Annotated in this window: 12 protein-coding genes and 1 pseudogene; 4 read left to right on the forward strand and 9 right to left on the reverse strand. The window is 66.3% G+C overall.

The features are described 5' to 3' along the window. Window positions 1-11 precede the first annotated feature (11 nt). The 6 genes from ACDI39_RS24270 to ACDI39_RS24295 all read right to left on the reverse strand — a co-directional run bounded on the left by ACDI39_RS24270 (window position 12) and on the right by ACDI39_RS24295 (window position 6,420). Window positions 12-581, reverse strand: coding sequence for a GNAT family N-acetyltransferase (locus ACDI39_RS24270; protein ID WP_253080934.1), 570 nt, complete (start codon window positions 579-581; stop codon window positions 12-14). Between the two features lie 97 nt (window positions 582-678). Beyond that, complete coding sequence (locus tag ACDI39_RS24275) at window positions 679-1,581, reverse strand: DMT family transporter (protein ID WP_225787449.1); 903 nt, start codon at window positions 1,579-1,581, stop codon at window positions 679-681. 382 nt (window positions 1,582-1,963) lie between these two features. Then, window positions 1,964-3,214, reverse strand: a complete 1,251-nt coding sequence (locus ACDI39_RS24280) for an aspartate aminotransferase family protein (RefSeq protein WP_253102840.1) — start codon at window positions 3,212-3,214, stop codon at window positions 1,964-1,966. 74 nt (window positions 3,215-3,288) lie between these two features. Next, entirely contained in the window at window positions 3,289-4,200 is a 912-nt protein-coding gene (locus tag ACDI39_RS24285) for a LysR family transcriptional regulator (RefSeq protein ID WP_225787451.1), read from the reverse strand. 101 nt (window positions 4,201-4,301) lie between these two features. Further along, window positions 4,302-4,838, reverse strand: a complete 537-nt coding sequence (locus ACDI39_RS24290; protein WP_225787452.1) for a 2,4'-dihydroxyacetophenone dioxygenase family protein — start codon at window positions 4,836-4,838, stop codon at window positions 4,302-4,304. Between the two features lie 154 nt (window positions 4,839-4,992). Next, on the reverse strand, window positions 4,993-6,420 hold the full coding sequence (locus ACDI39_RS24295; RefSeq protein WP_253102839.1) for an amino acid permease: 1,428 nt from the start codon (window positions 6,418-6,420) through the stop codon (window positions 4,993-4,995). A gap of 99 nt (window positions 6,421-6,519) precedes the next feature. On the opposite strand from ACDI39_RS24295, the gene ACDI39_RS24300 reads away from it, so the two are divergent. From ACDI39_RS24300 to ACDI39_RS24310, 3 genes and pseudogenes are all read left to right on the forward strand, one after another. Beyond that, window positions 6,520-6,657: a hypothetical protein gene (locus ACDI39_RS24300; RefSeq protein ID WP_225787454.1), complete on the forward strand. Its 138-nt coding sequence runs from the start codon at window positions 6,520-6,522 to the stop codon at window positions 6,655-6,657. 60 nt (window positions 6,658-6,717) lie between these two features. Next, window positions 6,718-7,701 (forward strand): annotated as a pseudogene (locus ACDI39_RS24305) (cache domain-containing protein); the annotation flags it as partial. Window positions 7,702-7,815: 114 nt separating this feature from the next. Then, a complete protein-coding gene (locus ACDI39_RS24310) occupies window positions 7,816-8,604 on the forward strand; it encodes a methyl-accepting chemotaxis protein (RefSeq protein WP_486538971.1) in 789 nt (262 codons plus the stop codon). A 105-nt stretch (window positions 8,605-8,709) separates the two neighbouring features. Here ACDI39_RS24310 and ACDI39_RS24315 read toward each other — a convergent pair whose 3' ends face one another. Continuing rightward, complete coding sequence (locus tag ACDI39_RS24315; protein ID WP_253081595.1) at window positions 8,710-9,807, reverse strand: DmpA family aminopeptidase; 1,098 nt, start codon at window positions 9,805-9,807, stop codon at window positions 8,710-8,712. A gap of 15 nt (window positions 9,808-9,822) precedes the next feature. Further along, a complete protein-coding gene (locus tag ACDI39_RS24320) occupies window positions 9,823-11,172 on the reverse strand; it encodes an APC family permease (RefSeq protein ID WP_225790833.1) in 1,350 nt (449 codons plus the stop codon). A 194-nt stretch (window positions 11,173-11,366) separates the two neighbouring features. Between ACDI39_RS24320 and ACDI39_RS24325 the strand changes: the two genes are divergently transcribed. Beyond that, on the forward strand, window positions 11,367-12,167 hold the full coding sequence (locus ACDI39_RS24325) for a helix-turn-helix transcriptional regulator (RefSeq protein WP_253104189.1): 801 nt from the start codon (window positions 11,367-11,369) through the stop codon (window positions 12,165-12,167). Window positions 12,168-12,169: 2 nt separating this feature from the next. On the opposite strand, the gene ACDI39_RS24330 is transcribed toward ACDI39_RS24325, so the two are convergent. Continuing rightward, complete coding sequence (locus tag ACDI39_RS24330) at window positions 12,170-13,117, reverse strand: LysR family transcriptional regulator (RefSeq protein ID WP_253081592.1); 948 nt, start codon at window positions 13,115-13,117, stop codon at window positions 12,170-12,172. Window positions 13,118-13,145: the final 28 nt, after the last annotated feature.

Below are 13,145 nucleotides of genomic sequence, written 5' to 3' on the forward strand. Positions count from 1 at the left end.
CTGCAGGCAGCTCAGACCAAGGCCAGACGGTGAACGACCTGGCTGGGGTCGTCCGGGTCCCGCGAGGTGGTGAAGCCATGGGCCTGTGCCAGGTCGCGCATCGCCACGTTCGCGGCCGCGTCGATCGAGTACATCTGCGTGAAGCCATGGGCCTGGGCGGCATCGATCAGGTGGCCGAGCAGCAGCGATCCCAATCCAAGGTTCTGCCAGGCATCGAGCACCGTTACCGCGCATTCGCACTGCCCGGTCTCGGCCGCAGCCGCGTAGCGGCTGATGCCCACTTCCTGCAGCTCGCCGTCGACATGGGCCAAGGCCACGTAGGCCATCTGCCGGTCGTGGTCGATGCTCATCAGTTGGTCAAGCATGGCCTCGCCGGGCTCCTTGATCTGGCACAGGAAGCGAAAGTGCCGCGACTGCGGCGACAGCCGCTGGATGAACGCTTTCTCGCGCTCCCGATCCGCGGCGCGCAGCGGCCGGATGAGCACATGGCTGCCGTTGTTCAGGGCTTGGACCCAGTGTTCGCCAGCGGTCTCGGGAAATGCCAGGTCAGCGGGTGCAGCATGGGGATGGGCAGGGTCCATGGGAGCCTCCAGCAGGTTCGGGAAAGGAGAATGCACCCTGCTGTTTTAGCGCCCTGCCCAGGGCGCCGCTTGATCTTTGTCAAGTGTGGTCGCCGCCTCAGTGGGCTGCGGCCTTGCGCCACGCCGTCATGAGGGTGGCCAGCACGATCAGGGCCGCCCCGGCGGCCATCCGCAGCGACGGCTGTTCGCCGAACAGCCACCAGGCGCAGGCGATCGCATACACCGGCTCCAGCGCAATGACCATGCCGGCGGTGCGGGCCTGCAGGCCGTCCAGGCTCTTGACGAAGAGGAACTGCGACAGCCCGGTGCAGAACACGCCCAGCAGCGCCAGATTGACCCAGTCGTTGCCGTGCAGGCTGGTGCCGGCCAGGTGGCTGAAGGCGAACGGTGCCACCAGCGCCGCCACCACCACGTTCTGCCAGAACGCCACCTGCATCGCGTCCATGCCGCTGGGGCGGCGGCGGTTGGCGACCGCCAGCAGGGCGAACGCCAGGCCCGAGGCCAGCCCCCAGAGCAGGCCCATGGTGCCTTGGTCGAGCAGGTCGAAGGACGGCACCACCAGCACCAGCCCCGCCGTCACCAGCAACAGCAGCAGGCTCTCGGTGGCGCCGGTCCGCTCGCGGAACACCAGCAGGTCGATCAGCGCGATGAACGCCGGGAAGCTGGCGAAGCCCAGGGTCGCCACCGCCACGCCGCCGACCTTGATGGCGATGAAGAAAGTCACCCAGTGGGCGGCGAGCAGGGTGCCGGTCAGGCCGATGACCGGCAGGTTGCGCCAGCTCAGCGCATCGAGCAGACGCGTGCCCTTGAGCCCGGCGACGAAGCCCAGGGCGATGAAGGCGAAGGTCGCCCGGCCGAAGGTGATGAGGCTGGCATCGGCCTGGATCAGTGCGCCGAGGATACCGGTCAGGCCGAACAGCACAGCGGCGATGTGCGCGGCGAGCAGGGCGTTGCGATGGCCGGTCGAGGTCCCGGCGGTGGAAACGGAGGTTGCGATCATGGCAGTCGAATGGTCTTCACAAGCGCACGCAGGCACTTCCCAAGGGCGATGCGCGCGGGGTTTTCGGGTTTGGAGAATTTATCGTTATGGGGTGCTACCGGTTGTCCGGTGCTAAGGGGCGCCGCAGCGTTGGAATTGTGAAGCGAGGCTGCATACTCGCGGGTGTCGCGGGGCTGGCCTCTGGCGCAAGGTTCAGCCGATGGGAGAATTATTCGATCAGGGGGCTTTGGCGAGACGGTCGCCTGCGACATGTACTTGTCAGATCGCGACGTTGCTTGTGTCGTTGCGCGTCATGGCGACGTGGGTGGCGGCCCAATGACTGTCCGGGGCGCCGGACCGGTCGGAAAGGGGCGCGAAGCGCCCCAAACGACAGCTCAAAGTCTCACCCTGCGTGGGCGAAGCGTGGGGCAAGGCTGGCGGCGGCGGCCTCGAAGCAAGCCTTCATGTCGTCCACCACCTCGTCGCTGTGATCGAATGACAGGTAGATCCGCCCATATTGCGACGGCATCATCAGCAGGCCCGCTTCCCGCAGGGCCAGGTGCAAAGCCTTGCTGAACCCGGCGTCGCCGACCTCCAGTGCCTGCGCGTAGGTTGCCGGCGCCTGACGCGAAGGCCAGATACCGAACACGTTGCCGTAGCCACTGGTGCTCACGGCCATGCCCTGGGCGGCGAAGATCTCTTCCACGGCAAGGCGCAGCCCTTCGCCACGCTCGAGCAGGCGCGGATAGTCGGCATCGTCCAGTTGCGCCAGTGTGCTCATCACCGCCGCGCACGCCATCGGGTTGCCGCTGAAGGTGCCGCCACGCAGCACGCGCCCCTCCTCGAAGCCCGCCAGGATATGTGGCTTGCCGACGATGGCAGAGACCGGTACGCCGTTGCCGATGGCCTTGCCGACACTGGCGATGTCCGGGTCCAGGCCTGCGTGCAAGGCCGCCAGCCCCGCGTGCAGGCGAAACCCCATCAGGACTTCGTCGCTGATGACCAGGGCGCCGTGGCGGTGGGCCACGTCCTGTACGTGCGCCAGGTAGCCAGGGGCAGGCATGATGCAGCCGGCGTTGGCGAGCATGGGTTCGAGGATCACCGCGGCGATGTCGGGGTCTTCGGCGAACAGGCGTTCCACGTCGTCGAAGTCGTTGAAGCGCAGCAGCGTGGTACGTGACGTGGCGGGGCGCTGGCCGTCGGCGAAGCCGGCTTCGCGCGAACTGACGTTACCGAAGCTGACGTCGTCGAACCAGCCATCGAAGCCGGCCGCCATCTTGGCGATCCTGCCGCGACCGGTGAAGGCGCGGGCGGCGCGGCAGGCCAGGTGCACCGCCTCGCTGCCGGAGTTGGTGAAGATGACCTTGCTCAGCGCGCCGGTGTGCGCAGCGAGCGCAGTGGCGGCGGCATGCTCGCGGACATGCGCCCACGACGGCGAGGGCGAGTCGGCCAGGGCCGCCGCGACCTGGGCAGTGACCTGGTCGTTGGCATGCCCGAGCAACACGGCGCCGAAGCCGAGCGCGGTGTCGATGTAGCGACGGCCTTGGTCATCCCACAGGTAGGCGCCCTTGCCCTTGCGGATGAAGAGGGTTTGCCCGTTGAGTTCGGGCAGGATGCGAGCGGCGCTGGAAACATCGCCAACCAGGTTACGCATGGGGACCTCTGTTCTGTCGTTCGATGAAGAGCCGATGGCGGGATCGGCTCGAAGCCTGTGTGGTTCGGCCACGCTCACTGTCGGCGTGTGTCCCAGGGGTTGTGGGCGAGCTTGTGCTCGAGGAAGTCGCGGAACACGCGGATCCTCGGGCTCAGGTGCTTGCGGTTGGTGTAGATCATGTAGATCGGCTCGCTGCTGTCGCTACTGTAGGGCTCCAGCAGCGGGACCAGGCGCCCGTCGTGGAGGTCCTGGCCGATATGGAACTGCGCCAGGCGCACGATGCCCGCGCCACCGAGCGCCAGGTCGCGCAGCAGGTCGCCCTGGGCGAACGTGGCCTTGGGGACCACCGGCACCGTGGTGGGCTCGCCATCGATGAGGAAACTCCAGTTGTTCCAGACGCTGTCGAAGCCGAAGTTGAAGCAGGTGTGATCGAGCAATTGCCGTGGATGCTCGGGTACGCCATGGCGGGCCAGGTAGTCCGGCGAGGCGCAGACGATCCAGCGGCTCTGGCCGATCTTTCGAGCGATGCGCGTCGAATCGGGCAGGATGCCACTGTGGATGGCCACGTCCAGCCCTTGGTCGAACTGGTCATGAAACTGCGCACCCACCTGGATGTCGACGGCCAGGCCAGGGTAGGCCGCGAGGAATTCCGGCAACCAGGGGATGATCTGGTGCTTGGCGAAGGTGGTCATGGTATGGATGCGCAGCGTGCCACTGACACGGGTCGGGAACGCCTCGGCCAGTGAGTCCGCCTCGGCCATGGCATTGCTCACCGCACGGGCGCTGACCAGGTAGGCGGCGCCTTCCTCGGTCAGCGTCAGGCTGCGCGTGCCACGCTGGAACAGGCGCACCTGCAGGCGGTTCTCCAGGCGGGTGATCAGCTTGCTGATGGCCGAAGGGGTCATCCCGTGGGCCCGTGCCGCCGCGGAGAAGTTACCGTGCTCGGTGGCCCAGAGGAATGCCAGCAATTGTGAGTAGTTGTCCATGTTCCTGTCTCCCGTGGCCGATCAGCAGACGGGCAGTGCTGTGGTGGTCGAGCTGGGCGTGATGTCGTCGGGGCTGCACGGCAGCCCCGGCAGCAGCCTGCTCAGCGGATGAACTGTTCGATGTAGTCGTCGGGCAGGCCCAACGACGTGTAGTGTGCACGAGCGGCTTCCAGTTTGGTGAAGACGTCCTCGTACCCCACTGCCACACCTTGGGGATCGACGTAGGTGTAGCCCCCTTGCACATGGAACCAGGTGATCATCTCCTCCACATCTTCCGGCACGAAGAGGGTGTGGGTCTCTCCCGGCGGCTCGAAGGCGAACGAGCCTTCCTCGGCGATCCAGTCATGCTCCAGGTAGTACCAGCGCCCCTTGAGCACCAGCGCATGGACCCCACCGGTATGGCGGTGGCGGGACAGAACACCGCTCTGGCGCACGCGCAGCAGGTTGATGTAGTAGCCGCCAGAGACGCTCAGCAGCAGGGGCTTGAAGGACACCGACGCGGTCACCGGGACCCACAGTTGGTCGTCGTCGAGCCATTTGCCAAGCACGCCGGGGTGCACCATGTCGGGCGACATGAAAGGCACCTGGGGCAGTTGATAGGGAATCGCCAGTTCGTCGGGTTTGCGGGCTACGTTCATGAAGGCTTCCACGGTTGGTTCTCTGGGGCCCCGGCCATACGGTCGGCCGGGGCTTCATGCAGGTTAAGGTTGCGATAGAGGGGGAAAAAGGACCTCGTCGGCACACCCGCCATGACGCTCGGTCACAGCGGGCTGGCAGTCGCCGCGCGGAGACTCAGGCCAGGGCCCGCCGCTGCGCGTGCTCGTCGAGCGGTGCCATGGCACTGCGCCGGGCCGAAAGCTCTGGCTGGGACTTCTGCAGGTAGGCGCCGATGCCCACCAGCACGGCGGTCAGGCCGAGCGTGGAAAACAGCTCCGCGCGCTGCCCCGGGAAGGCTGCCATGATCGCGAAGACCCCGAGGATGAAGGCGATGGTCAGCACGGTCAGGTAGGGGAACAGCCACATCCGCACTTCCAGGCGCTTGCCCAGGGCCACGAGCTTGCGACGCATGTACAACTGGGTCACGGCGATCACCAGGTACATCAGCAGGGCCAGGGCTCCGCTGGTGGCCAGCAGGAACTGGAACACTTGCTTGGGCAACAGGTAGTTGGCCGCCAGGGCGACCAGCGCGGCCAGCGATGTCAGCGCGACCGCCAACAGGGGCACACCCTTGGGCGTGGTACGCGACACCGCCCTTGGCGCATCGCCCCGCTTGGCCAGCGAATAGGCCATGCGCGAGGCGGTGTAGATCGCCGAATTCAGGCAGCTGGTCACCGCCACCAGGACGACGATGCTCATGATGGCAGGTGCCCAGGGGATGTTCATGGCAGTGAGCACCGCCTGGTAGGAGCCCTGCGCCAGGCCTGGCGCATTCCAGGGGACCAGGCACACGACCACGAACATGGAGCCGAGGTAGAACAGGCCCAGGCGCCACACCACTGCGCGAATCGCCTTCTTGATGTTGGCCTTGGGGTCCTTCGATTCGGCTGCGGCGATGGTGACCACCTCGCTGCCCTGGAAGCTGAACATGGCGGTCAGCAGCGCAGCGACTATCGCCACGTTGCCATTGGGGGCGAAGCCGCCGTTGGCATACAGGTTGGCGATGCCATGGGTGGACGAACCTGGCACCAGGTCGAAGATGGCCAGTACGCCCAGAACGATGAAGCTGACGATCGACACCACCTTGAACAGCGACAACCAGTACTCGAGCGTGCCGAACGAGCCCACGCTGAGGCTGTTGCAGACGATCAGCACGAAGGTGATGGCAAAGGCCGTGATCCAGTGGGGAAGGCCCAGCCAGTCGCCGAGGATGTTGCCGGCCACGATGGCTTCGATGGCGATGACCAGCACGTAGAACCACCAGTACAGCCAGCCAATGGAAAAACCGGCCCAGCGCCCGATGGCCTGGTCGGCATAGGAGGAGAACGAGCCGGTGTCCGGCCTGGCCGTGGCCATCTCTCCGAGCATCTGCATCACCAGCACCACGATCATCGCGGCGATCACATAGGACACCAATACCGCAGGTCCGGCGGCCGCGATGGCGTTGCTCGACCCCACGAAAAGGCCTGCGCCTATCACGCCGCCAATCGAGATCATCGTGACCTGCCTGCCTTTCAAGCCGTTCCCCAGCTTGTCATTGACCTTATCTTGACCATCACGCATCGGCTTGCACCTCGGTTGGACGCTTATTGTTGTCAGTGGCCACCGGCGAGGCGGCCTTGGCGCACTACCTTAAGGGCTGGGCGAGGCGTGGATTAGGCCATGGCATTTCACAGCAGGTGTGACGAGTCGTCACAGGATCGCGGCCTGCTGTTCACCGCGCTGATGTTTCCGTTCACGACCTGGGAAAATACCGAACGCCATCAAATTGTTCAGGCAACGGCCGATAGCAAGGGGTGACAGGCCGCCATCGAATCATGCGCGTGCGATATTCAAAAAAATAATCCAAGGTCTTGAAACATGAACCTGAAATTCCGCCACAAGATCCTGCTCAGCGCTTGCGCCGTCGTGGTCCTGGCATTCGCCTTGTTCACCCTCTACAACGACTACCTGCAGCGCAACACCATCGGCCAGAACATCGAGGCGTCCGTGCAACAGGCTGGCGCCTTGACCGCCAGCAGCGTGGAGAACTGGATGAGCGGGCGCATCCTGGTGCTGGAGAACCTGGCCCAGGACATCGCCCTGCAGGGCACCGACGCCAATGTGGCGGGGTTGGTCGACCAGCCTTCCTATACCCGTAACTTCCTGTTCACCTATCTCGGCCAGGCCGATGGGGTGTTCACCCAGCGACCGTTCGTCGAGCTGCCCGATGGCTTCGACCCGCGCCAGCGCCCTTGGTACGGCGCCGCCGCGAGCGCGGGGCACACGGTGCTGACGCCACCTTACCAAGGCACGGTCGGTGGCCTGATGATGAGCATCGTGACGCCGGTGCGCAGCAAGGCCAGCGGCGAGCTGCTGGGCGTGGCTGGCGGCGACCTGAGCCTGGACACCCTGGTGGACATCATCAACGCCGTGGACTTCGGCGGCATCGGCCATGCCTTCCTGGCCGACCGCGACGGCCAGGTGATCGTCAGCCCCGACAAGGCCCAGGTGATGAAGAACCTCAAGGACATCTACCCCGGTAGCACCTTGCGCGTCGAGCCGGGCATGCAGGACGTGACCCTCGACGGCCAGGCGCGGATCATCTCCTTCGCCCCGGTCGCCGGCCTGCCCTCGGCGCAGTGGTACATCGGCCTGTCCATCGACAAGGACAAGGCCTACGCCGCCCTCGGCCAGTTCCGTACCTCGGCGATCATCGCCATGCTCATCGCCGTGGCCGCCATCGCCGGCCTGCTGGGCCTGCTGATCCCCGTGCTGATGCGCCCGCTGACCACCATGGGCCGCGCCATGCGCGACATCGCCGAGGGCGAGGGCGACCTGACCCGCCGCCTGGCGGTGCAGCAGCAGGACGAGTTCGGCGAGCTCGCCAGCTCGTTCAACCGCTTCGTCGAGCGCATCCATGCCTCGATCACCGAGGTGTCCTCGGCCACACGCCTGGTGCACGACCTGTCGGAGAAGGTGGTCAGCGCCTCCAACGCCTCGATCATCGGCTCCGAGGAGCAGAGCCTGCGCACCAACAGCGTCGCCGCGGCGATCAACCAGTTGGGCGCGGCCACCCAGGAGATCGCCCGCAACGCCGCCGACGCCTCGCAGCACGCCAGCGGTGCCAGCGAGCAGGCCAACGACGGCCGCCAGGTGGTCGATGCAGCCATCGACGCCATGACCGCCCTGTCGCTGAAGATCAGCGAGTCCTGCGGGCAGATCGAGGCGCTCAACGCCAGCACCGACGAGATCGGCAAGATCCTCGACGTGATCAAGGGCATCTCCCAGCAGACCAACCTGCTGGCGCTCAACGCCGCCATCGAGGCCGCCCGCGCCGGCGAGGCCGGGCGTGGCTTCGCGGTGGTCGCCGACGAGGTGCGCAACCTGGCCCACCGCACCCAGGCCTCGGCCGAGGAGATCCACCGCATGATCACCGGCCTGCAGGTCGGCTCACGCGAGGCGGTGCACACCATGAACGAAAGCCAGGTGTCCAGCGAACAGACCGTGCAGGTGGCCAACCAGGCCGGCGAACGGCTGTCCAGCGTCACCCAGCGCATCGGCGAGATCGACGGCATGAACCAGTCGGTGGCCACCGCCACCGAGGAGCAGAGCGCGGTGGTCGAGAGCCTGAACCTGGACATCACCCAGATCAACACCCTCAACCAGCAGGGGGTGGAGAACCTCAACGAGACCCTGCGTCACTGCGATGCCCTGAGCCAGCAGGCCGGGCGGTTGAAGCAGTTGGTGGGGAGTTTCAGGATCTGAGGCGAGCTGCTGGCTGGGGCTCCTGCACTTGCCAATGATGTGGCTTTGCAGGGCCCTGTGGGAGCGGGCTTGCCCGCGATTGGGCCGCACAGCGGCCCCCGCTATCTACCCCTGCCAACCTACCTGCCGCAGTGCCTCCAGCAAGCGCTCGCCACCCAGCCCCGGCACCAGCACACCGTCGGCGGTGTGCATGTCACCCCCCGTCAGCAGGGCATTGACGATCGCTTCCTCCACCGCCTCGGCCGCCGCCATGAACAACGGTGTGATGTGGTCGTTGTTGAGCATCTGCACCGGCATGCTCAAGGGCACGCCCTTGCGCCCGTAGGCGGCCGCTGGCAGTTGCTGGTCGGCGCAGGAGAAGGCGACGAACAGGTCACCGCTGGCATCCTCGGTACCACCGCCGGTACGGGCGATGCCGATGGACGCCCGTTGGGCCAGGCGCTGGCACTGGTGCGGCAGCAACGGTGCGTCGGTGGCGATGATCACCACGATCGACCCCATGCCCGGCTCGCCACGGTCGTCGAAGGGCGAGGGAATGCCGTCCAATACCCGGCCGACCGGATAGCCGTCGATGCGCAGCTCGCGGCGCTGGCCATGGTTGGCCTGCACCAGCGCGCCCACGGTCCAGCCGCCCTGGTCTTGCGGCAGCTTGCGCGAAGCGGTGCCGATACCGCCCTTGAATTCGTGGCAGATCATACCGGTTCCGCCACCGACAGCGCCTTCGGCGACCGGGCCGGACTCGGCGCGGGCCAGCGCTTCGTTCACCTGGGCCGGGCTGACATGCTGGCCCCAGATATCGTTGAGCAGGCCGTCGAAGGTCTCCAGCACCACCGGCATGCACCAGTACACCGACGGATCGGCCAGGGCATCGCGCTCGGCGGCGATCAGGGCGTCACGCACCACGCCGACGCTGTGGGTGTTGGTGATGGCGATGGGCGTGGTCAAAAGGCCTGCCTCGCGGATCCATTCCAGCCCCGTGGCATCGCCATTGCCGTTGAGCACGTGGACACCGGCGAAGCACGGCGCCAGGCGGGCCGCGCCGGGGCGGGGCTGGATCACCGTCACGCCGGTGCGCACCTGCTTGCCGTCGCCGTCGGCGACCAGGGTGCTGTGGCCGACGCGGACCCCAGGGACATCGGTGATGGCGTTGAATGCTCCGGGGCTACCCAAGCCCAGGGTGATGCCGAGTTGACGAGCGCGCATAGGGACTCCTTCGTTTCAGAGTTTCTGGAAGGCTGGGCTGAGCTTGCCGTAGGTGCCATAGAGGAGCACCGAGGCAGCCAGTATGCCGAGGATGATCAGGGTGTCGCGTACCGAAGCCCCGAGCAGGCAATTGAGCAGCAGGTAGCCGGAACCGAGCGTCGCCAGCAGCGCCGGCAGTGGCCACAGCGGCATGCGGTACGGGTGTTCGCGGTCGCTGCGCAGTACCCGGCTGAACAGGCCGCACAGGGCCACCGCCAGGTAGACCATGACCAGTAGCAGGACGGTGAAGGAGGTCAGTTCCTCCAGGTTGGAGCTCAAGCTCAGGGCTGCCGACGGCACGGCGAGGAACAAGGTGGCCAGCCACGGCGATTCCCAGCGTGGGTGGATGCGCGTGAACAGGCGGTTCAGGGCTGGCGTCCACAACTGGTCGCGGCCGCTGCTGAAGATCACCCGGCCAGACTGGATGACGATGGCGATGATGGCGTTGAACACCGAGAGGAAGATCCCGGCACTGACCAGCCGCGAGAGGGTTTCGTTGCCATGGGCGGTGAGCAGGTAGCCGATCGGGTCGGGGCTGGCCAGCATGTCCTGCAAAGACGGGGCGCCAAGCAACAGCGCGCCGATCGGTATCAGCTCGATCGCCACCACCAGCGCCAGCGACCAGAGCACGGCGCGGTGGATGCCCTGCCCACCGTCCTTCATGTCCTCGGCCAGCAGCACGGCGCCGCCGAAGCCGTTGTAGGAGAACAGTGCGGTGCCCACCGCGGCGAACACCAGCGCCCAGGGCGCTGCCGCGAGCAGGCCGTGGTCCAGGTGCAGGGGCTGGGCCAGTACGCTCAGCGGCTGGCTGACGTTGCCCAGGCCAAGCACCACGATCACCAGCAGGGCGACGACCTCGCAGAGCAGGAAGACCCCGGTGACCCAGGCGTTGACGCGGATGTTGAGGATACCCAGGCCGTAGCTGGCGACGACGATGGCCAAGGCCACGGACGGGGTGTCGAACTGCGTGCCCAGGGCGCTGTTGAGGTAGGTGGCCGCGCCTGTGGCCAGCACCGGCGGGATGAACAGCAAGGACACCAGCACGGTGAGGAAGGTGGCATAGCCGGCCATGCCGCCGAACACTCGCTTGGCATAGACGTATTCGCCGCCAGCCGAACTGTGCGCACGGCCGAGCTCGGCGTAGCACCAGGCGAACATCAGCGCCAGCAGGGCGGCCAGGACGAAGGCCAGGAAGGCACCGCTGCCGGCCTGGGCGATGGCGAAAGGTGCGATGACGAACACGGAACTGGCCGGTGTGACCGCCGATACCGTGATGGCGACCACATCGAGCATGCCCAGGCTGGGTTTGAGCGCACGGTCGTGCATGTCGTTCTCCTCGAATTGTTATTGGTGGTTGAGGCAGTGACGAAGAAGCGGATGGCGCCCTCTCGGCGCAGCGCTGCATGGGCGGCAATCTAGGCTTGGCGGGGGAGGCGGCCAATCACCCTTTGGGGGTACGCCCCTTGACGCGAGGGTGGGAAAGGAGGGAAATCCCATCACCTTTTCAGGGGAACCGACGGATGCACAGCCTGTTTCACGAAGTCGGCGTTCACGCCAGCCTTGGCCGCACCATCGAACAGATCGGCCAGCCACGCTTCTGGAAGCAGCTGGTCCTGCTGCTGCGCTGCTGGCTGCCGTTCGACAATGCCCTGGCCGCCTTCTACCCCGCCCGCGGGACGCCCGTGGTGCTGGAGGAGTACGACGCCGCCCCCCAGGATGGCCCGGCAGCCATGCCCTTGTACCTCAGCGGCCTGTACCAGCTCGATCCTTTCTACCAGGCCTGCCAGGACGGCCTGCCCAGCGGCCTGTACCGCCTCGACGAAGTGGCGCCGGACCAGTTCCAGCAGAGCGAGTACTACCTCAACTACTTCCATGCCAACGTGCTGGAGGACGAGGTGCAGTTCATCCTCCAGCTACCCGGCCAGGGGGCGCTGTCGTTGTCATTGGGCATGCGCCAGCCGTTCGACGTCGGGCAGTGTGGCCTGCTGGCGATGCTCTGTCCCTGGGTGCTGGCGCTGATGCAGCAGCACTGGCCATTGCGCAGCCAGCGCTTGTTGCCGGCCGGCGAGCCGGTGGCCGCCCAGGTGCGTGATGCGCTCAGCCACTTCGGGGCGGGGGTGTTGTCCGAGCGCGAGCTGGAGATCGCCCGGCTGATCCTGCGCGGCTATTCCTCCAAGGCCATGGCCGAGCGCCTGGCGATCTCACCGGAAACCGTCAAGGTTCATCGCCGGCACCTCTACGCCAAGCTCGACATCTCCTCGCAGCCGGAGCTGTTCTCGTTGTTCCTGCAGTCGCTGGGGCACGATGTGGAGAACCCCTGAGCCTATTTCGAGCCCTGCCTGGCTTGCTCGGCGCGCACGGCCATCATGAAGGTCTGCATCGCCGAGGAATGTACCCGGTTGCGCCGGGTGATCAGGCCGTAGGGCGGCAACTGGGGCTCCAGTTGGATGGGCAGGACCGCCAGCAGGTGCCGTCCCGGATAGTCCTCGACCACCGAGCGCGGGGTGATGCCGATCATGTCGGTCTGCTGCAGCAGCGACAGCAAGGTCATGATCGAGGTGGTCTCGACGATGCTGCTGGGCAGGTCGATGCGGGCATTGTGGAAGGCCTGGTTGACGATGGCGCGCATGGGGCTGGGATGTTGCTGCAGCACCCAGGTCATTTCCTGCAGTTCGGTCCAGTCCAGTTTCCTGGCCTTGGCCAGCGGGTGCTGCGCGCCGGTGATCACGCACAGGTCCTCTTCGCCGAGGCTGTCGAACTGCAGGTCGTCGGTACGCGCGTTGCTGGGGATGCGCCCCAGCACTACGTCGAGTTGGTCTTGTTGCAGGGCCTGCACCAGCACGTCGCTGGTATCCACCTGGATGCTCATCGACAGGCGCGGGTGGCTTCGCTTGAGGGTGGCGATGGTACGGGTCAGCAGGCCAGAGGCCAGGGCAGGAATGGCGCCGACCGTGACCCGGCCGAGGTTGCCGGACTCCAGGGCGACCATTTCCTCGCGCATGCCCGACAGCTCGGCGAAGATCATCCGCGCGTAGTAGATCAGCGTCTCGCCGAACGGCGTGGCGCGCATGCCGCGTGGCAGGCGCTCGAACAGCTCGACGCCGAGCAGGTCCTCGGCTTCATGAAGCATCTTGGTCGCCGCCGGCTGGGTCATGCCGATCTCCTCGGCGGCACGCCGCAGCGAGCCCAGCTCCTCCAGGGCCAGCATCAGGCGCAGCTGACGCAGACGCAGGCGGCTATGGATGATACTGGCGTCGGGGATGCGGGACATGGTCTGGCTCATGGTCGAGGGGCGGTCA

Source organism: Pseudomonas sp. Tun-23181, assembly GCF_057415455.1.

What these genes read in the sequence shown, in the direction of transcription:
- ACDI39_RS24270 (WP_253080934.1), bottom strand. Translation starts at nt 581, where the DNA reads ATGGACCCTGCCCATCCCCATGCTGCACCCGCTGACCTGGCATTTCCC.
- ACDI39_RS24275 (WP_225787449.1), bottom strand. Translation starts at nt 1,581, where the DNA reads ATGATCGCAACCTCCGTTTCCACCGCCGGGACCTCGACCGGCCATCGC.
- ACDI39_RS24315 (WP_253081595.1), bottom strand. Translation starts at nt 9,807, where the DNA reads ATGCGCGCTCGTCAACTCGGCATCACCCTGGGCTTGGGTAGCCCCGGA.
- ACDI39_RS24300 (WP_225787454.1), top strand. Translation starts at nt 6,520, where the DNA reads ATGGCATTTCACAGCAGGTGTGACGAGTCGTCACAGGATCGCGGCCTG.
- ACDI39_RS24280 (WP_253102840.1), bottom strand. Translation starts at nt 3,214, where the DNA reads ATGCGTAACCTGGTTGGCGATGTTTCCAGCGCCGCTCGCATCCTGCCC.
- ACDI39_RS24295 (WP_253102839.1), bottom strand. Translation starts at nt 6,420, where the DNA reads ATGCGTGATGGTCAAGATAAGGTCAATGACAAGCTGGGGAACGGCTTG.
- ACDI39_RS24285 (WP_225787451.1), bottom strand. Translation starts at nt 4,200, where the DNA reads ATGGACAACTACTCACAATTGCTGGCATTCCTCTGGGCCACCGAGCAC.
- ACDI39_RS24330 (WP_253081592.1), bottom strand. Translation starts at nt 13,117, where the DNA reads ATGTCCCGCATCCCCGACGCCAGTATCATCCATAGCCGCCTGCGTCTG.
- ACDI39_RS24325 (WP_253104189.1), top strand. Translation starts at nt 11,367, where the DNA reads ATGCACAGCCTGTTTCACGAAGTCGGCGTTCACGCCAGCCTTGGCCGC.
- ACDI39_RS24320 (WP_225790833.1), bottom strand. Translation starts at nt 11,172, where the DNA reads ATGCACGACCGTGCGCTCAAACCCAGCCTGGGCATGCTCGATGTGGTC.
- ACDI39_RS24290 (WP_225787452.1), bottom strand. Translation starts at nt 4,838, where the DNA reads ATGAACGTAGCCCGCAAACCCGACGAACTGGCGATTCCCTATCAACTG.